16 protein-coding genes and 1 riboswitch are annotated in these 18,333 nt (G+C 74.6%); of the genes, 12 read left to right on the top strand and 4 right to left on the bottom strand.

What is annotated here, in order from left to right; translation table 11 throughout:
* Window positions 1–19: 19 nt before the first annotated feature.
* Both ACIQ9P_RS02255 and ACIQ9P_RS02250 read right to left on the bottom strand, forming a co-directional pair.
* Complete coding sequence (locus ACIQ9P_RS02255; protein WP_402348286.1) at window positions 20–301, bottom strand: Lrp/AsnC ligand binding domain-containing protein; 282 nt, start codon at window positions 299–301, stop codon at window positions 20–22.
* Window positions 298–1,140, bottom strand: coding sequence for a rhomboid family intramembrane serine protease (locus ACIQ9P_RS02250; RefSeq protein WP_402348283.1), 843 nt, complete (start codon window positions 1,138–1,140; stop codon window positions 298–300). Before ACIQ9P_RS02250 ends, ACIQ9P_RS02255 begins: the two co-directional genes overlap by 4 nt.
* Before the next feature lie 201 nt (window positions 1,141–1,341).
* Here ACIQ9P_RS02250 and ACIQ9P_RS02245 point away from each other — a divergent pair, with 201 nt between their 5' ends.
* From ACIQ9P_RS02245 to ACIQ9P_RS02220, 6 genes are all read left to right on the top strand, one after another.
* Window positions 1,342–1,605 (top strand): hypothetical protein, encoded by a 264-nt coding sequence (locus tag ACIQ9P_RS02245; protein ID WP_402348280.1) that lies wholly within the window; start codon window positions 1,342–1,344, stop codon window positions 1,603–1,605.
* Between the two features lie 381 nt (window positions 1,606–1,986).
* Entirely contained in the window at window positions 1,987–3,300 is a 1,314-nt protein-coding gene (locus tag ACIQ9P_RS02240; RefSeq protein ID WP_402349830.1) for an NYN domain-containing protein, read from the top strand.
* A 212-nt stretch (window positions 3,301–3,512) separates the two neighbouring features.
* The gene (locus ACIQ9P_RS02235; RefSeq protein ID WP_402348278.1) at window positions 3,513–4,556 is read left to right on the top strand and encodes an NlpC/P60 family protein; all 1,044 of its coding nucleotides are present in this window, start codon (window positions 3,513–3,515) and stop codon (window positions 4,554–4,556) included.
* 343 nt (window positions 4,557–4,899) lie between these two features.
* Window positions 4,900–5,052, top strand: a riboswitch (cyclic di-AMP (ydaO/yuaA leader).
* A 10-nt stretch (window positions 5,053–5,062) separates the two neighbouring features.
* Complete coding sequence (locus ACIQ9P_RS02230) at window positions 5,063–6,229, top strand: NlpC/P60 family protein (RefSeq protein WP_402348275.1); 1,167 nt, start codon at window positions 5,063–5,065, stop codon at window positions 6,227–6,229.
* A gap of 276 nt (window positions 6,230–6,505) precedes the next feature.
* Window positions 6,506–7,570, top strand: a complete 1,065-nt coding sequence (locus ACIQ9P_RS02225; protein WP_402348272.1) for an NlpC/P60 family protein — start codon at window positions 6,506–6,508, stop codon at window positions 7,568–7,570.
* 236 nt (window positions 7,571–7,806) lie between these two features.
* Window positions 7,807–8,745 carry a hypothetical protein gene (locus ACIQ9P_RS02220; protein ID WP_402348269.1) on the top strand — a complete coding sequence of 313 codons (939 nt, stop codon included), beginning with the start codon at window positions 7,807–7,809 and terminating at the stop codon, window positions 8,743–8,745.
* Window positions 8,746–8,806: 61 nt separating this feature from the next.
* Here ACIQ9P_RS02220 and ACIQ9P_RS02215 read toward each other — a convergent pair whose 3' ends face one another.
* Entirely contained in the window at window positions 8,807–10,231 is a 1,425-nt protein-coding gene (locus ACIQ9P_RS02215) for a glycosyltransferase 87 family protein (RefSeq protein WP_402348266.1), read from the bottom strand.
* A 253-nt stretch (window positions 10,232–10,484) separates the two neighbouring features.
* On the opposite strand from ACIQ9P_RS02215, the gene ACIQ9P_RS02210 reads away from it, so the two are divergent.
* Entirely contained in the window at window positions 10,485–11,621 is a 1,137-nt protein-coding gene (locus ACIQ9P_RS02210) for a glycosyltransferase family 4 protein (protein ID WP_402348263.1), read from the top strand.
* A 77-nt stretch (window positions 11,622–11,698) separates the two neighbouring features.
* On the opposite strand, the gene ACIQ9P_RS02205 is transcribed toward ACIQ9P_RS02210, so the two are convergent.
* A complete protein-coding gene (locus ACIQ9P_RS02205) occupies window positions 11,699–13,492 on the bottom strand; it encodes an AMP-dependent synthetase/ligase (protein WP_402348260.1) in 1,794 nt (597 codons plus the stop codon).
* A 340-nt stretch (window positions 13,493–13,832) separates the two neighbouring features.
* On the opposite strand from ACIQ9P_RS02205, the gene ACIQ9P_RS02200 reads away from it, so the two are divergent.
* The 5 genes from ACIQ9P_RS02200 to ACIQ9P_RS02180 all read left to right on the top strand — a co-directional run bounded on the left by ACIQ9P_RS02200 (window position 13,833) and on the right by ACIQ9P_RS02180 (window position 18,303).
* Window positions 13,833–14,288 (top strand): SRPBCC family protein, encoded by a 456-nt coding sequence (locus ACIQ9P_RS02200; RefSeq protein ID WP_402348257.1) that lies wholly within the window; start codon window positions 13,833–13,835, stop codon window positions 14,286–14,288.
* A gap of 35 nt (window positions 14,289–14,323) precedes the next feature.
* Window positions 14,324–15,496 carry an ArsA family ATPase gene (locus ACIQ9P_RS02195; protein WP_402348254.1) on the top strand — a complete coding sequence of 391 codons (1,173 nt, stop codon included), beginning with the start codon at window positions 14,324–14,326 and terminating at the stop codon, window positions 15,494–15,496.
* A 391-nt stretch (window positions 15,497–15,887) separates the two neighbouring features.
* Window positions 15,888–16,259, top strand: coding sequence for a DUF5304 family protein (locus ACIQ9P_RS02190; RefSeq protein ID WP_402348251.1), 372 nt, complete (start codon window positions 15,888–15,890; stop codon window positions 16,257–16,259).
* 192 nt (window positions 16,260–16,451) lie between these two features.
* A complete protein-coding gene (locus ACIQ9P_RS02185; protein ID WP_402348248.1) occupies window positions 16,452–17,396 on the top strand; it encodes an ROK family glucokinase in 945 nt (314 codons plus the stop codon).
* A 142-nt stretch (window positions 17,397–17,538) separates the two neighbouring features.
* A complete protein-coding gene (locus ACIQ9P_RS02180) occupies window positions 17,539–18,303 on the top strand; it encodes an endonuclease/exonuclease/phosphatase family protein (protein WP_402348246.1) in 765 nt (254 codons plus the stop codon).
* Window positions 18,304–18,333 lie beyond the last annotated feature (30 nt).

Here is an 18,333-nt window from a genome sequence, read left to right as displayed (position 1 = left end):
CGCGGCTACCCCTTCCTCCCTATTCCTCCAGGCCGATCGCGAACGCGGCCTCCAGGTCGTGCTGGGAGTAGGTGCGGAAGGCGATCTGGGTCTCGGTGTGGGCCACGCCCGGGACCTTGTTCAGCCGACCGGGGATCACGTCGGCGAGGTCGTCGTGGCGGCGCACCCGCACCATCGCGACCAGGTCGTAGCCGCCGGTCACCGAGTAGACCTCGCTGACGCCCTCGATGGCGGCGATCGCCTCGGCGATCTCCGGGATGCGGTCGACGCTGGTCTTGATCAGGACGATGGCGGTGATCACGGTGGCGTACTCCTTTGTGAGGTGCCGCCAGGGTAGCGGGCGTCGGTCGCACCGTCGCGGGGGCGGGGGCGGCGGGGGCGGCGCTCGGCCAGGGCGCACGCGTAGAGGAAGCCGGTCATGAAGCCGATCACGTGCACCAGGTACGCCACCCCGGGTCCGGCGGAGTGCACCGACCACCACTGGAGCGTGAACCACAGGCCCAGCACCAGCCAGGCCGGGAACCGCAGCGGCAGGAAGAGCAGCAGCGGGACGAGCGTGGTGACCCGGGCGTGCGGGTGGAAGCGCAGGTAGGAGCCGAGCACGGCGGAGATCGCCCCCGAGGCGCCGATCAGCACCCGGGTCGAGTCCGCCGAATGGGCCTCGGCCAGCGCGAACCCGTAGGTGGTCAGCGCGCCGGCCGCCAGATAGAAGAGGAGGAACCGGGGGCGGCCGAGGCGGCGTTCCACGCTGGGGCCGAAGACGTACAGGAAGAGCAGGTTGCCGAGCAGGTGCAGCCAGCCGACGTGCAGGAAGAGCGCGCTGAGCACGGACAGGGCCGGGTGCTTGCCGGGGGTGGCCGCGGCCGGGCAGCCGGGTACCGGGTCCGGGGCCTCGGCCAGTTGGTCCGCGGTCAGCGGGTGGCCGGTCAGGAGCTCGGCGGGGACGGCCCCCCAGCGCTGCTCGTAGCGCTGCTCGGCGCAGACCCGGGCCTGGTCCCGGCCGTAGAGCGGGTTGAGCCCCGCGGCCGGCCCGAGCAGGAAGACCGCGGTGTTCAGCGCGATCAGCGCGTAGCAGACGGCCGGAGCGGTGGCGGCCGGTCGGCCGCGGTGCGCGCCGGGATGGGGGACCGGGATCGCCATGGGCTCCAGCATCCCCCCGGTACCCGGCGGGCACCGCGCGGTTACGGCAGGTGGGCTACCGCCCGGGACCGATCGGCCGGTGGCCGGGAAGGTTGCCCCAGGCAATAGGCTTGGGGCGGGCATTCCCGCCTCCCGCCGCCGACGCCGGGGCCCCGGGGGGAGAGCCCGAGCCCGTTCCGGGACCACCCGAGAGGACCCCCGATGACCGTCCCCGCCCTGACCGCCGAGACGCGCTGGCGCTGCACGCTCTGCGGCAACCTGACCCGCTTCGACGTGACCCGGACCGCCCGGGTGACCGAGTTCCTGCACTTCGACCTGGCCGGCGAGTCCAAGGTCGAGGAGACCCAGGTGCTCAGCGAGACCGTGGAGTCGGTGCGCTGCCGCTGGTGCAACGCGGCGGACCAGGTCGAGCTGGTGGCCCGTCCCGGTGCGGACGAGGCCGCCGAGGCGCCCGAACAGGGCTGACCGCCCGGTCCGTGCGGTGGGCGGTGCGCGGCGTGGCCGCCCGCCGCACGGGACAATACGGAGAGAACACGCGGAGTGTGACGGGGGTGGCGGCCGTGGGCCGTACCCCGCTGGACCAGGATCGGAGCCGAGGACGTGGTGGACGCAGCGAAGGAGCCCGCCGGGCCGCAGGGGCGGCAGCCCGCTGTGGACGCGCAGGCGCCGGACGCGGCCGTGGCCGCCCCGTCCGGCACCGAGGCCCCGGCGGCGCCCGCCGGTGAGGAGTCCGGCGCGGGTGAGGAGCCGGCGGCAGCGGACGGTACGGCGCTCCCGGAGGGAACAGCGGTCCCGCACGGTGCGGCGCTCCCGGACGGCACGGCCGACCCGGAGGGTGGCGCGGCGGTGGCCGAGACGCTGGACCGTCCGCTTCCGGAGGGGGTGCGCCGGCGGGTGGTCGGTCTGGCCTCGGACGCGCTCGGCGGCCTGCCGCTCGGCGAACTGCCCCAGTCGCTGCGCCAGTACGCCAAGTTCACCCCCGCCCGCCGGGCCAAGTACGCGGCGACCGCGCTGGCCGCGGCGCTGGAGGCGGAGCCGGCCTTCCGGGTGCGGATAGCGGAGCGGCTGAGGCTGGGGCAGCCGGACCTGGTCAGGGCCCTGGAGACGGGCGCCGTGCCGGGTGCCGCCGACCCGATGGACGTGGCCGCGGCCGCCTATCTGGTGCGGTCCGCCGGGTGGAGCCGGCTGGTGGCCGAGGCGGGCGAGGAGGCCGAGCGGGTCGGCACCGAGGGCGCGGTCGCGGAGGCGACCCGGCTGGTCGAGAAGCTGCAGGCCGAACTGGCCGAGCTGAGGACCACGGCCCGGGCCGACCTGGAGCGGCAGCGGGCCGAGTCGGAGGACGTCCGCAAGGAGGCCGAGTCGCTGCGTCGGCGGCTGCGTTCGCTGGAGAGCGACACCCGCCGGGCGCAGGCGGAGACCCGGAAGGTCACCGCCGAGCTGGAGGCGGTCAGGGCGCAGGCGGCGGCCGAGCGCGGCACCGCGGAGAGCGAGGCGAGGCGGCTGCGGCACCGGGTCACGGAGCTGGAGAACTCCGCCGAGCAGGGCCGGCGCTCCGCCCGGGAGGGGCGCAGCGTCGAGGACATGAGGCTGCGGCTGCTGCTGGACACCGTGCTGCAGTCGGCCCAGGGCCTGCAGCGGGAGCTGGCGCTGCCGGTCGCCCAGATCCGTCCGGCGGACCTGGTGGAGGCGGTGGTGCCGGGCTCGGCCTCGCCGCACGACGTGGCGCGGCGCGGGTTGGCCGAGGACGATCCGGCGCTGCTGGACCAGTTGCTGGCGATCCCGCAGGTCCATCTGGTGGTGGACGGCTACAACGTGACCAAGACGGGCTATCCGACGCTGCCGCTGGAGCAGCAGCGGATCCGGCTGCTGGGCGGGCTGGCGATGCTGGCACAGCGCACCCAGGCGGAGGTCACCTGTGTGTTCGACGGCCAGGACCTCGACGTGCCGGTGATCATGGCGCCGCCGCGCGGGGTGCGGGTGCGGTTCAGCCGGACCGGTGAGACGGCGGACGAGCTGATCCGCCGGCTGGTCCGGGCGGAGCCGCAGGGCCGTCCGGTGGTGGTGGTCTCGGCGGACAAGGAGGTGGCGGACGGCGTGCGGAAGGCGGGCGCGCGCCCCGTCGCATCGGTCCTGCTGCTGAACCGGCTGGCCCGTCCGTAGTCCTCGGGGCCGCCGAGCGGGCCGGAATGACGGCTGGTCAGTGCCGGGATTGCGGTCTTGTGCGGGTTTCGTGAAGTCCGGGTGCGGGCGGCAGGTTCACGCAATCGTGGGAGTGGCGCGAAACGTGGATCTTCACTAGGGTCTGGCGTCAAACCTATTTTCCGGATTCTCACCCCATCGGGTGAGTCCATTGGAAGAAGGAGCCGGTCCTCTTGGCCTCCCACCGCCGTCCCAAGCAGCCGAGCCGCGCGCGGGTCTCCGTGCTCACGGCCGCCGCTGCGACCGCGGTCGCACTCTCCGCCCAGGTCGCCGCTCACGCAGCGCCTAGCCCGTCGCCCAAGAAGGACGACGTCAAGGCGCAGATCGACCAGCTGAACGAGGAGGCCGAACAGGCCACCGAACGGTACAACGGCGCCAAGGAGCGGGCCGACCAGCTGCGCAAGCAGTCGGACCAGCTCCAGGACCAGGTCGCGCGCGGGCAGGAGCAGATGACCCAGCTCCAGTCGGGGCTGGCCGCGGTGGCGGGCGAGCAGTACCGCACCGGCGGCATCGACCCGTCCGTCCAGCTGATGCTGTCCTCCGACCCGTCCGGGTACCTGGACAAGGCTTCCAGCGTGCAGCAGGCCAGCTCCAGCCAGGCCGAGGCGCTCAAGGGGCTGCAGGACCAGCAGCGCCGGCTCGACCAGCAGAAGGCCGAGGCCGCGGCCGTGCTGGCCTCGCTGGACAGCACCACCAAGGACCTGAACCAGTCCAAGACCGAGGTCGGCAAGAAGCTCCGGGAGGCGCAGGAGCTGCTGAACTCGCTCAGCGCCGCCGACCGCGCGGCCGTCAAGGCGGCGCAGCAGCAGTCCGACCGCGCCTCGCGCGGCAGCGAGCGCACCGACCCGGCCAGCCTGCCCCAGGTCAGCGGTATGGCGGGGTCGGCGGTCGCCAACGCGATGAGCAAGCAGGGTTCCCCCTACGGCTGGGGCGACGTCGGCCCGAACACCTTCGACTGCTCCGGCCTGATGGTCTGGTCCTACGCCAAGGCGGGTGTCTCGCTGCCGCGTACCTCGCAGGCCCAGGCCAACTACGGTAGCCGGGTGCCGTCCCTCGCCGAGGCGCAGCCGGGCGATCTGATCATCTATCGCGCCGACCGCAGCCACGTCGGCATGTACATCGGCAACGGCATGGTCGTGCACGCGCCGCACACCGGTGACGTGGTGAAGGTGATGAAGGCCGACGCCATGCCGATCAACGCGATCCGCCGGGTCTGACGCTCCGCCACGACACTCCCGAGGGCTGTTTCCGGCCGTTGTGACCAGTGCCACCTCCGACCGGGGGTGGCACTGGGGTTTGAAGTGGGCGCTCGGCCGTTCGGGGGAAAATGATCAGCCCGATGTGGGGATGTGATCACGGTCGGTCATATTCACAAAGGAACTTGGGTATTCTTCTGACTTTTTTCTGACAAGGATTTGAACGGATCACGGATCTGTTACTAGGGTCGTGCTTCGAACCCCGCACAGTCGATCACTCAGCCTGGGTGGCGGTGGGGTTCACCGCCGAGTTCGCGAAGCAGCCGGGCGGGGCCTCAGGCGCCCGTCCGAACCAGACCCAGCAGTCGGGGGTCCGCTGGGGAGCGGAGCCGGGGAACCACGTTCCTCCGGGGTGAATCGGCGCCAGGTCGGCCGCTCGCGCGGACGGTGAGGCGTCGTAGGGCACGCTTCCGCCCGAACCCGTCAGCTCACCCGGTAGGCGGATGAGGAAGAAGGAGTCCGCCTTCGTGGCGTCCCATCGTCGTCCCAAGCCCGCCGGCCGCACCCGGGTCTCGATCATGACCGGTCTCGCCGCCGCTGCCGTCGCCCTCTCCGCGCAGTCCGGCGCCCACGCCGACCCCGCGCCGACCAAGGACCAGGTCAAGGAGCAGGTCGACCAGCTCAACGAGCAGGCCGAGGTCGCGACCGAGAAGTACAACGGCGCCCAGGCCAAGCAGCAGGAGCTGCAGAAGCAGGTCGCCGACCTGCAGGACAAGGTCGCCCGCCAGCAGGCCGTGGTGACGGAGGCCCAGGGCGGCCTCTCCGAGATCGCCGGCGAGCAGTACCGCACCGGCGGCATATCGCAGACCGTCCAGCTGATGCTGTCCGCCAGCCCGGACAACTTCCTCAGCCAGGCCGACGCCCTGAACCAGGCCGGTTCCACCCAGTCCGGCGCGCTGAAGGAGCTCCAGGAGCAGCAGCGCAGGCTCGACCAGGACCGCACCGAGACCCAGGCCAAGCTCGGCGAGCTGGAGTCCACCACCCAGCAGCTGAAGACCTCCAAGGACGAGGTCCAGGGCAAGCTGGCGAAGGCGCAGCAGCTGCTCAACACGCTCACCGAGCAGGAGCGCCAGGCCCTGCGCGCGGCCGAGGAGAAGGCCGCCGCCGAGGCCAAGGCCAAGGCGGACGCCGCGAAGGCCGAGGCCGCCAAGGTCGCCAAGGCGAAGGCCGACGCCGAGCGCGCCACCCGCGACACCACCCGCAGCGACCTGAGCGCGCCCGCCTCGGCGCCCGCGTCGGCGCCCGCCGCCGCGGCCAAGCCCGCCGCGCCCGCCGCCAACGGCTCGCGCGCCGCCGCCGCGATCGCCGCCGCCGAGAGCAAGCTCGGCTCCCCGTACGTCTACGGCGCCACCGGCCCGAACTCCTTCGACTGCTCCGGCCTCACCGGCTGGGCGTACGCCCAGGCGGGTGTGTCGCTGCCGCGGACCTCGCAGGAGCAGGCCAACGCCGGTACCCGGATCGGCTCGGACATCTCCCAGGCCCAGCCCGGCGACCTGGTGATCTTCTACGGCGACCGCCACCACGTCGGCATCTACGTCGGCGGCGGCCAGGTCATCCACGCCCCGAAGCCGGGCGCGTCGGTGCGCTACGAGTCGGCGTCCAACATGCCGGTCAACACCATCGTGCGCCTCTGACCCCAGGGTCCACAGGCTCCCGGCAGGCCCGGTCTCCCCCGAGGGGAGGCCGGGCCTGCGGTTTTCCCCCGGGGCGCCGCCCGGTCGTCGGCCGGTCCTCGGGAGCTGCGGGGAGCGAACCGTTCTGATGTCCGATCAGTGCCTGAATATTCGGATTCGGAGGGGTTTGGAAACGGTTGCCCTGACTCGCTAACGTCTGCCACCGGACGCCCGCTTCGACAGCCGACCGGTCCGGTGCGGCGGCGGGTCCCGGCCCAGGATCGGAGCCGACGTCGTATGACCGCGCACCGCCGTTCCCCGCTGTCAGGCGCACACACGCTCGCCCGGGCGCTGGTGCTCACCGCCGCGGCCACCACCGCGCTGGGCGTGGCGACCGGCGGTACCGCGCAGGCGGCTCCCGGCGCGCCCGACGCCCCGGCGAACCGCAAGGACGTCAAGGCCCAGGTGGAGCAGCTCTACGACGAGGCCGAGCAGGCTTCGGAGCGCTTCAACGCCGCCCAGGAGGCGCAGCAGCGGCTCCAGCACGAGACCGGCACGCTCCAGCAGCAGATCGCCCTCTCCCAGGACGAGCTCAACCAGCTGCGCGGCGACCTCGCCACCGTGGCCGGGGCGGAGTACCGGGGCGGCGGGATGGCGCAGACGGTCCAGCTGATGCTGTCCACCGACCCGGAGGGCTACCTCTCCCGGGCCCGCACCCTGGACCAGGCGGCCGAGCGGCAGAACGAGACCCTGCACGAGGTGCTGGGCCGTCAGCGGGTGCTCGACCAGCGCCGGGCCGAGGCGTCGGCCAAGCTCGCCGAACTGGAACAGACCCGCCGGACCCTGGCCGACGGCAAGCAGCAGATCCAGCAGCGGCTGGCCAGGGCGCAGCGGCTGCTCAACAGCCTGGGCGTGACCGAACGCGCCCGGCTCGCCGCCCAGGACGCCCGCGAGGCCGAGCAGCGCGCCACCCGGGGCACCGACCGGCTCGACCTCGGCACCACGCCACCCGCCTCGGAGCGCGGCGGCGCCGCGCTGGCCGCCGCGGTCCGGATGATCGGCTCGCCCTACGTCTACGGATCCACCGGGCCCAAGGCGTTCGACTGCTCCGGTCTGATGTACTACAGCTGGCGGCAGGCGGGAGTGACCCTGCCGCGCACCTCGCAGGCCCAGGCGTTCGCCGGGCGGCGGGTCGGCATCTCCGAAGCACGGCCGGGAGACCTGGTGATCTTCTACCGGGACATGCACCACGTCGGGATGTACGCCGGCGGCGGGGTGATCGTGCACGCCCCCTACCCGGGGGCCCGGGTGCGCTACGAGAGCGTCAACGCCATGCCGGTCGCGGGGGTGATCCGGCTCTGAGCCGCCCGGAACCCGCCGCCGGCCGACGCCCGTCCCGGCGCACCGCCCTGCTGCTCGCGGCCGGCGGCCTGGCCCAGCTCTCGCTGCCCGGGGCCGTCCCCGCGCGGCCCGCCGCGGCGGCCTCGGACGAGTACGCCGACGTCTCGGCGCTGCTCGACGAGCGGGCCCGGGCGCTGGGCGCCGGGCCGCCCCCGCTGCCGCTGACCGCCGGCTACCGGAACCTGCTGCTCGGCCCGGTGGACCCGGCCGGGCGGTCCACCGCCACCGCCGAGCTGACCGTCACGGTGACCGGGTACGACGAGCGGCCGGTGGTGCACCCGCGCCGGCTGACGCTGCTGCGTACGGCCGGCGGCCGCCGGATCGAACGCGAGGAGGGTGTCGGCGGGCCGCCCCCGCTGTGGGACCTCGGCCCGGTCGGGGCCGTCGCCGGGGCGCGCTGCCTGGTGCTCGGGGTGGACGGCGCGGACCCGGCCGCGCGGGCCGGGGCGGCCGTGGTCGGCGACCGGGCGGTGGCCGCCGTCGAGGCCCTCTGGGGCAGTGCCTGGGCGGGGCGGCTGCTGCTCGAACTTCCTGCCACCGGGGAGCAGTTCGCCCGGCTGCTGGCGGACGACCGGCCCGGCTGGGCGGACCTCGCCGCGGTCACGGTCTCGGCGCCCGGCGCGCCCCTGCACGCCCCGGCCGACCGGGTGCTGGTCAACCCCGAGGTGTACGCGCGGCTGAGCGACTTCGGTCGGCAGGTCGTGGTGACCCACGAGGCGGTGCACGTGGCGACCCGGGCCGACACCCGGGCCTGGACGCCGCTCTGGCTCTCCGAGGGGGTCGCCGACTGGACCGGCTACCGCGACTCGGGCCGCTCGGCCCGGCAGATCGCGCCGGAGCTGGCCCGGGACGTCGCGGCCGGCCGGTTGCCGGTCGCGCTGCCCCCGGACGCCGCCCTCACGGCCGGAGGGGAGGGCCTGGCGCAGTCCTACGAGCAGTCCTGGCTGGCCTGCGACCTGATCGCCCGCCGGTACGGCCCGGAGCGCCTGGTGGCGTTCTACCGGGCGGTCGGCGCGGCGGCCCCCGGCGCGGACCGGGAGGCGTGGCTGGACGGGCTGTTCCGGGACCGGCTGGGACTCGGCCTGGGCGAGTTCACCCGCCACTGGCTCGCCGAGGTCCGGGCGCTGGCGGGCTGAGGTCCGCGTCCCGGCCCCGGACGGCGCCGCGCCGCCCGGTGCCGCCCGCCCGGCGCTTCGCTCAGCGCCGTTCGCCGGGCGCGGCCGCGGGCCGGTCCATGCCGTCCAGCAGGTCCTGCTCGTACGCGATGCCCGGCCGGACCGAGAACGCGACGCCCGGCACCGGCTCCGAGCGGGGCATCACCACGGTGGCCGGCACCCGGTCGGTGCGCCGGGTCGAGCGCCAGAGCCGGACGCAGGACAGCACGGTCGCGACCAGCAGCAGCAGATTGCGCGCGGTCAGCACGGCGATCGCGCCGGGCCGGCTGGCGACCACGTCGCCGAAGACCAGCGGGAACTCGACCAGGGTCAGCGGGGTCGCGGCCAGGATCAGCAGCGCCACCGGCCGCTGGCTGGTGCCGCGCACGGTCAGGCAGACCGCCGCCGCGCCGACCAGCCAGACCAGGTACTGCGGGCTGATCACCCGGCTGGTCACGGTGAAGATCAGCAGCGCGGCGAGCGCCGCGTCGTACATGGTGGCGGCGTTGCGCCGACGGGCGGTGAAGCGCCAGAGCAGCAGCCAGCCGAAGCCGAGCACGGTGCCGGCCAGCATCACCTTGCTGACCAGCGGCACCCACGGCCCGAGCATCTCGACCGAGCCGTAGTTCATCATCACCCGGCCGTCCCAGCTCCCGGCGATCCGGGCGAAGTGGATCGGCAGCGCGCCGACCGACTCCACCTCGATGCCGCGGTCCTTCTGGAAGGTCAGGAACTCGAACGCGCCGTTCATGCCCGCCGCCAGCAGGAAGCCGATCGAGGCGGTGGCGGCGGCCGCGGCGGTCCAGGACCGCCGGGTGCGGCGGCCGGAGGGGGTGCCGATGAGGCCGAGCAGCGGCCAGATCTTGACGATGCCGCCGAGTCCGAGCAGCAGGCCGCCGATCGCCGGGCGGCGGATCAGCGCCAGCAGTCCGGCCACCGCGATCGCGGTCACGATCACGTCGTAGCGGTTGTAGATCATCGGGCCGAGCAGCGGGACGCCGGCCACCCAGACCCAGGCGCCGGTCAGCGCCCGGCCCTTGCGCAGCCCGGTGCGGACCAGCAGGCCCATCGCGAGGGCGTCGGCGATGCCGCAGATCACCCAGAACGAGACCAGGTACGACCAGGGCAGCAGGCCGGGCAGCAGGATCACCAGGGCGGCGCCGGGCGGGTACTGCCAGGTGACGTCGTCCAGCGGGAAGGTGCCGGTCTGCAGCACGCCGTACCAGCCGTGGTAGATCAGCCAGACGTCGGCGGTGATGTCCCCGCCGGGCATCCGCAGCACGCCGGTCACCAGGAGCATCAGCAGCGTCCGGGTGGCCACCCAGCTCGCCCCGAGCGCCAGCAGCGCGCCGGAACGGCCCGAGGGGCGCGTGGTGGGCCGCACGGGCTCGCGGCGGACGGCGAGCGCCGTGCCGGAGCCCTCGGCGCCGCTGGGTGTACCGGACTCGGTGGCCGGGGCCAACTCCACTGCGCTCCCTCGTTCGTCTCGGACGTTCCGTCGGCGGCGCCGCGCGACGGACGCCCGGGCGGTCCGGGCGGGTCGGGACCGGCCGCCACCGCGGGGCCGGGCCGGCCGCGCCGACCACCCTGTCCTAGGACAGACCCGGGGAGGGAACGGTTGCCTTGTGTGGATCCGTTCCCGGCGGGTCGTCGTGTTGACCTATCGTACGGATCACCCAGCGGTACACCGAGCACCCCCCGACCGAGCGAGCCGTGGCCTGATGCACAAGACCTTGATCGTCACCAACGACTTCCCGCCGAGGCCCGGCGGCATCCAGGCATTCGTGCACAACATGGCCGTCCGTCAGCCCGCAGGAAGCGTCGTGGTGTACGCCTCCACCTGGCGCGACGGCACCGAGGTCGCGCGCTTCGACGCCGAGCAGCCCTTCCCGGTGATCCGCGACCGCGTGAAGGTGATGGTTCCCACACCCCGGGTCACCCGGCGGGCCGCCGAGATCCTGCGGACGGAGGGCTGCGACTCGGTCTGGTTCGGCGCCGCCGCGCCGCTCGGGCTGATGGCCCCCGCCCTGCGCCGGGCCGGGGCCGGCCGACTGCTCGGCATGACCCACGGGCACGAGGCCGCCTGGGCCCAGCTGCCGGTCGCCCGGCAGCTGCTGCGCCGGATCGGCGAGGGCACCGACGTGCTCACCTACCTCGGCGAGTACACCCGCTCCCGGATCGCCGCCGCGGTCGGCCCGGAGCCGGCCGCGCGGATGGCGCAGCTGCCGCCCGGCGTGGACGAGCGGACCTTCCACCCGGACTCCGGCGGCGCCGCGGTGCGCGAGCGGCTCGGGCTGGCGGACCGCCCGGTGGTGGTCTGCGTCTCCCGGCTGGTGCCGCGCAAGGGCCAGGACACGCTGATCGAGGCGATGCCGCAGATCCTCGCCGAGGTGCCGGACGCGGTGCTGCTGATCGTCGGCGGCGGCCCGTACCGGGCGGAGCTGGAGAAGCTGGTGGACGCCCGGGGCGTGCGCTCCGCCGTCCGGTTCACCGGCGCGGTGCCGTGGGAGGAACTGCCCGCGCACTACGGCGCCGGCGACGTCTTCGCCATGCCCTGCCGCACCCGCCGCGGCGGGCTGGACGTCGAGGGGCTGGGCATCGTCTACCTGGAGGCGTCGGCGACCGGCCTGCCGGTGGTGGCGGGCGACTCCGGCGGCGCGCCGGACGCGGTGCTGGAGGGCGAGACCGGCTACGTGGTGCCGGGGGGCACGCCCTCGGCGGCGGCCGAGCGGATCGTCCGGCTGCTGCGGGACGAGGAGCTGCGCCGACGGATGGGCGAGGCCGGGCGGCGCTGGGTGGACCGCTCCTGGCGCTGGGACCTGCTGGCCGGGCGGCTGACCTCGCTGCTGGCGGGCTGAACGCGCGGGCCCGACCGACAGGCGGGTACGACCGCGGCCCGCCCCCGGACGACGGGGGCGGGCCGCGGCGGGCGCCGCTACTTGCGGTAGATCGCCTCGACGTCGGCCGCGAAGTCCTTCAGCACGACATTGCGCTTGAGCTTGAGCGAGGGCGTCAGATGGCCGGTCTCCTCGGAGAAGACGGTGTCGAGCAGCCGGAACTTCTTCACCGCCTCGGCCTGCGAGACCGCCGCGTTGCCGTCGTCCACCGCCTGCTGGAGCGCGGCCAGCAGGTCCGGGTCCTCGCGCAGGTCGGCCACCGAGGCCCCGGCCGGCTTGCCGTTGAGCTGCTTCCAGTTCGGGAAGAAGTCCTCGTCGACCGTGATCAGACAGGCCACGAAGGGCTTGCGGTCGCCGACCACCATGACCTCGCCGACCAGGGCGTGGGCCCGGATCCGGTCCTCGATCACGGCCGGGGCGACGTTCTTGCCGCCCGCGGTGACGATGATCTCCTTCTTGCGGCCGGTGATGGTCAGGTAGCCCTCGTCGTCCAGCGAGCCGATGTCCCCGGTGGCGATCCAGCCGTCCTTCAGGGTGTCGGCGGTGGCCTGCGGGTTGTTCCAGTAGCCGGTGAAGACGTGCGGGCCCTTGAAGAACACCTCGCCGTCCTCGGCGATCCGGACGGCGGCGCCGGGGACGGGCTGGCCGACCGTGCCGATCTTCGGCTTGTCCCACGGGTTGAAGGCGGTGGCCGCGCAGGTCTCCGTCAGGCCGTAGCCCTCCAGCACGGTGAAGCCGATTCCCCGGTAGAAGTGCCCGAGCCGCTCGCCCAGCGGGGCGCCGCCGGAGATCGCGTGGGTGGCCCGGCCGCCGAGCGCGGCCCGCAGCTTGCTGTAGACCAGCTTGTCGAAGACGGCGTGCTTGAGCTTGAGCAGCAGACCCGCGCCGCCCGCGTCCAGCGCCCGGCTGTAGGCGATCGCGGTGTCGGCGGCCTTGTCGAAGATCTTGCCCTTGCCGTCCGCCTGCGCCTTGGCCCGGGCGGTGTTGTAGACCTTCTCGAAGACCCGGGGCACGCCCAGGATCAGGGTCGGGCGGAACGAGGCCAGCTCGGCGGTGACGTCCCGGATGTCGGAGACGTGGCCGAGCTTGATCGGGGCCATCGCCGGGGCGATCTCGGCGATCCGGGCCAGCACGTGGGCCAGCGGCAGGAAGAGCAGGACGGAGCTCTCGCCGGTGCGGAACAGCGGGGCCAGCCGCTCCACCACGTTGCCGCACTCGGCCATGAAGTTGCCGTGGGTCAGCTGGCAGCCCTTCGGGCGGCCGGTGGTGCCCGAGGTGTACACGATGGTGGCGATCGAGTCGGCGGTGGCCACCGAGCGGCGCTCGTCGACGGCGGCATCGGTGACCTCGCGGCCCGACTCCACCAGCGCGGGCAGCGCCGGACCCTCGATCTGCCAGGTGTGCCGGAGCTCCGGCAGCCGCTCGCGGACCGCCGCGACGACCGCGCTGTGGGTCCCGGTCTCGGTGAACACCGCGACCGCGCCGGAGTCGCCGAGGATCCACTCGACCTGCTCGGCCGAGGAGGTCTCGTACACCGGCACGGTGATCGCGCCGGCCGTCCAGATCGCGAAGTCCAGCAGCGTCCACTCGTACCGGGTGCGGGACATGACGCCCACCCGGTCGCCCGGACCGACACCGGCGGCGATCAGGCCCTTCGCCGCCGCCCGCACCTCGACCTGGAACTGGGCGGCGGTCAACTCCTGCCAGTGGCCGTCCACCTTGCGGCTGAGCACCGCGACATCGGGGTGCCGCTCGGCGTTCTGGTGCACGAGGTCGGAGAGGTTACCGCCGCTCGGTACCTGGTAGAGGGCCGGAAGGCTGAAGTCGAGCAAGACTGCTCCTCGTTCGCGACGCTGCGGGACGGCAGGACGTTACTGCCCGGTAGGCAGCTTCGACCAGGGGGGTCGGCTCCGGTGTTCGAAGTGTCACACCTTGACCCGTCCGACCAGGTCGGGGCCAGGTCGTTCGAATGGCACCCTACGGCAGCCCGGAGGTGACCGGCCGGTAGCCCGTCGGCCCCGACCGCGCGCTCCGACGGCGGGGGCGCACCCGGCGCCCCGGGGCGTACCGAAGGACCGGCCGGAACGCGGGGCGCGATAGCCTGCTCCGGGCGCACCCGGCCGAGCAGCCTCGGCCGGACCAGCAGCACGGGACGACGCGGAGGGCCATTCCATGGCGGAGCACACCAGGTCGAGCATCACCATCGACGCGACCCCGGCGACGGTCATGGCCGTGATCGCCGACTTCGCCGCCTACCCGGCCTGGACCGGCGAGGTCAAGGAGATCGAGGTCCTGGAGACCGCGGACGACGGCCGGGCCGCCCAGGTCCGGCTGGTCCTGGACGCCGGCGCCATCCGCGACGAGCACGTCCTCGCCTACACCTGGGACGGCGACCGCGAGTGCGCCTGGACCCTGGTCCGCAGCCAGATGCTCCGCTCGCTCGACGGCTCCTACACCCTGGCCCCGCTCGGCGCCGACCGCACCGAGGTCACCTACCAGCTCGCGGTGGACGTCAAGATCCCGATGCTGGGCATGATCAAGCGCAAGGCCGAGAAGGTCATCATCGACCGGGCCCTGGCCGGCCTGAAGAAGCGGGTCGAGGACACCGCCGCCGACACGGCGAACTGAGGCCCGGCAGCACGGACGAACAGGGGCGGCACGGCATGACGGCGACACGCACCATCCTGGTCAGCGGCGACCCGGCGGCGCCCGGGGTGGCCGCCGCCACCGCGCTGCACGCCGCCCGGCGGGGCCGGCGCACCCTGCTCCTCGCGGCCGACGACCCGCACCGCACCCTGGACGCCGTCCTCGGCGTCCGGCTGGAGGCCGAACCGGCCGGGTACGCGCCCGGTCTGGCCGTCGCCAGGACCGACGAGCAGGCCGCCTTCCGGCACGCGCTGGACGAGATCGGCGGCCGCCTCAAGCCCGCGCTCGACCTGCTCGGCGCCGACCCGCTCGACCCCGAGGAGCTCACCGCGCTCCCCGGCACCGCCCGGCTCGCCCTGCTCCGGACGCTGCCCGCCGTCGAGGCCGACGTACTGGTGGTGCTCGCCCCGCCGCCCGCCGACCTGATCGCCACCCTCGCCCTGCCCGAGCAGCTGGAGCGCTACCTGGCCCGGCTCGTCCCCGAGCAGCGCCAGGCCGCCCGGGCCCTGCGACCCCTGCTGGCCGGTCTCGCCGGGGTCCCGATGCCCGCCGACTGGCTGTACGAGACCCGGGCCAAGGCCGCCGGCGCGCTCGCCGCGGCCCGCGCCGCGATCACCGCGCCCGGCACCAGCGTGCGTCTGGTCACCGCCGCCGACACCCACCCCTTCGCCGAACTGCGGCGGATCCGGGCGGGCCTCGCCCTGCACGGCCACCGGCCGGACGCCGTGGTGGTGCACGGGGCGCTGCCGGACGCCGCCGCCGACTCGCCCGACCCGTGGCTGGCCGCCCTCGCCGGGCGCCGCCGGGAGGAGCTGGCCGCGCTGGCCGCCACCCTGGACGGCGTCCCGCTGCTCACCACCGGTCCCGCCGAGGCCACCCTGGAGGCCGTCGCCGACCGCCTCTACGGTGCCGGGTCCGGCCCGGAGGCGGGGGCCGCCGGGCCGTGGACCGTGGAGGACCGGCTGGCCGAGGACGGCCTGCTGGTCTGGCGGCTGGCACTGCCCGGCGCCGAGCGGGAGGACCTCGACCTGGTCCGGCGCGGGGACGAGCTGGTGGTGGGCCTGGGCGCGCACCGCCGGGTGCTGGCCCTGCCGTCGGCGCTGCGGCGGTGCACGGTCGCCGGCGCGGGCCTCCAGGACGGGGTGCTGGCGATCCGTTTCGCCCCGGACCCGGCGCTCTGGCCGAGGTAGTCGCCCGCTCGCTGCATCGTCGCCCGCTCGCCTCCGGGGCGCTCTTGTCCGGTGCCGACGGTCGGCGCTCCCTCGCTCCTGCGTCGCTCCCTCCCGCTCTCCCTTTCGGTACCGGCGCGCCCCTTCGGCTCGGGGCGGGAGTCGCCCGCTCGCCTCCCTCGTGTCGGGCTCGGGGCGGGAGTCGCCCGCTCGCCTCCCTCGTGTCGGGCTCGGGGCGGGAGTCGCCCGCTCGCCTCCCTCGTGTCGGGCTCGGGGCGCGTTGGTCGCCCGCTCGCCGGGAGGGGCCTCGGGGTTCGCCCGTTCGGCTTCCGCGCGGGGGCTCGTGCGGGGTCCGGTAGCGTCGGGGCGGGTGGCCGCGGGTGCGGGCACCGTTGCTGAGGAGGCGCGCGCGATGACCACCACCGACCGGACCGAGCCCACTGCGGAGCCCACCGCCGAGCACCCGTTCGGGCCGGAACTGGGCCCGCTGGTGGACGAGGTGCGCCGGTTCGCCTCCGTCGTCGGCGAGAAGGCCCAGGAGGCGAGCGCCGAGACCCTGATCTCGTTGGCCGGGCTGGCCGACCGGCTGCGCGAGAAGCAGCCCGAGGTGTACGGCCACCTCGCCGCCGCCGGCAGCGGCCTGGCCGCCGCCGGTACCGAGCTGCTGGCCGCCTACCGGGCCGCGGTGGCGGGCCACGAGCACCGCTGGACGGCGGGGGAGCCGGCCCGGACCGAACGGGTGGACCTCGACGACGCAGCTGAGGGGCCGTCCGCCAAGCAGTGAACCCCTGATCCCCGCCGGGTCACCCGGTGGCTTCACCCTGTGATGACACCGGTGAAAATGTACGACTTTTGAAGGGGCCTGGTCGGGTTGGCCGCGGATTGTCTTCGGTTAATGTATGCGACGGTGTGTACGGGGGCGTGGTTGGGCGGTAGCGTTCCGTCCAGCGGGAACGAGTGAATAGCTGAGGGACACATGGCTCTGACCATCGGCGTCGACGTCGGCGGGACCAAGATCGCGGCAGGTGTGGTCGACGAGGCCGGCGAGATCCTGGCCCGGACCAGGGTGCCCACCCCGGCCGACCCGCAGTGGGCGGTCGACGCCATCGCGCAGGCCGTGCGCGAACTCAAGGAGCAGTACCCCGACGTCACGGCGGCGGGGATCGGGGCCCCCGGCTTCGTCGACCGCGAGCGCTCGACGGTGATCTTCGCCCCCAACATCGACTGGGAGGACGAACCCCTGCGCGGCCGGGTCGAGGAGCTCACCGGTCTGCCCGCGGTGATCGAGAACGACGCCAACTGCGCCGCCTGGGCCGAGTTCCGCTTCGGCGCCGCGGCCGGCTACACCGACATGGTGCTGATCACCGTCGGCACCGGTATCGGCGGCGGCCTCGTCCTGGACGGACGGCTGCACCGCGGCCGGTTCGGCGTGGCCGGCGAGATCGGCCACCTCAACATGGTCCCGGACGGCCTGCCCTGCGGCTGCGGCGGCCGTGGCTGCTGGGAGCAGTACGGCTCCGGCCGCGCCCTGCGCCGCTACGGCCGGGAGCGCGCCGCCGAGGACGCCGCGCGCGGCCGGCGGATGCTGGAGCTCAACGACGGCGTCGCCGAGACCATCCGCGGCATCCACATCACCCAGGCCGCCGAGGAGGGCGATCCGCTCGCCCTGGAGTGCTACGCCGAGCTGGCCGACTGGCTCGGCCGGGGCATGGCCGACCTCGCGGCGCTCTTCGACCCGGCCGTCTTCGTGCTCGGCGGCGGCGTCTCCGACTCCGGCCGGCTGCTGCTCGACCCGGTCGCCAAGTCCTTCGAGCAGTACCTGACCGGCGGCGTGCACCGCCCGCGCGCCGAGGTGGTGCTCGCCTCGACCGGTTCGGCCGCCGGGATCGCGGGCGCGGCCGACCTGGCCCGCACGGTCTGACCCCTCCCGTCGCGCGGACGACGGCGGGACGGCCCGAAGCGGACCGGGCCGCCGTCGTCCGCGTGCCGTCAGGGATGTCGCGCCGCCGACGGCGCGGGCGGTGGCGGTAGCGTCGTCCGGGACGCCCAGGGGAGGACCACCGATGACCGCCGCACCGGCCGAACTTCCGCCGCCCGCACCGGGCCGGATCCGGCTGCTCAGCTACAACGTCCGCTCGCTGCGGGACGACCGGCACGCGCTCGCCCGGGTGATCCGGGCCTGCGAGCCCGACCTCGTCTGCGTACAGGAGTCGCCGCGCTACTGGCGCCCCGAGGGGCAGGCCGCCTGGCTCGCCCGGGCGACCGGCACCGTGGTGCTGAGCGGGGGCGGCCGGACCGCGGCCGGGCCGCTGCTGCTCGGCGGGCTCGGTGTCCGGGTGCGGGCCGTGCACGACCGGCTGCTGCCGAAGACCAGGGGGCTGCACGCGCGCGGCTTCGCGACCGCGCTGGTCGAGGTGCCCGACGCGGCGCCGTTCACCGTCACCAGCTGCCACCTCAGTCTGGACGCGGACGAGCGGCTGCGGCAGTTCGGACTGCTCGCCGAACAGCTGCGGCACGCCGGACCAGGGGTGATCGCCGGGGACTTCAACGAGCACCCGGACGGACCCGGCTGGCGGTCGCTGGCCGGGCGGCTCCAGGACGGGTACACGGTGGCGCCCTGGGGCGGGGAGATGACCTCCGTGCCGGAGAACCCGTACCAGCGGCTCGACGCCGTCTTCGCCACCCCCGACATCGAGGTGCTGGCCTGCGGAGTCCCGCACGGACTGCCCGGCGTCACCGGGGCCGACCTGCTGGCCGCCACCGACCACCTGCCGGTCCTGGCCGTGCTCCGGCCGCCCGCGCCCGGACCGGGGCCCGCCGCTCGCTGACCCGCCCGCTCTGGCCGCGGGACCGCCGGG

Origin of the sequence: Kitasatospora sp. NPDC094019 (genome assembly GCF_044764505.1) — a bacterium.
GTDB lineage: Bacteria > Actinomycetota > Actinomycetes > Streptomycetales > Streptomycetaceae > Kitasatospora.
Note: the sequence above shows the minus strand (reverse complement) of the source record. Positions and strands in the feature narration are given on the sequence as shown.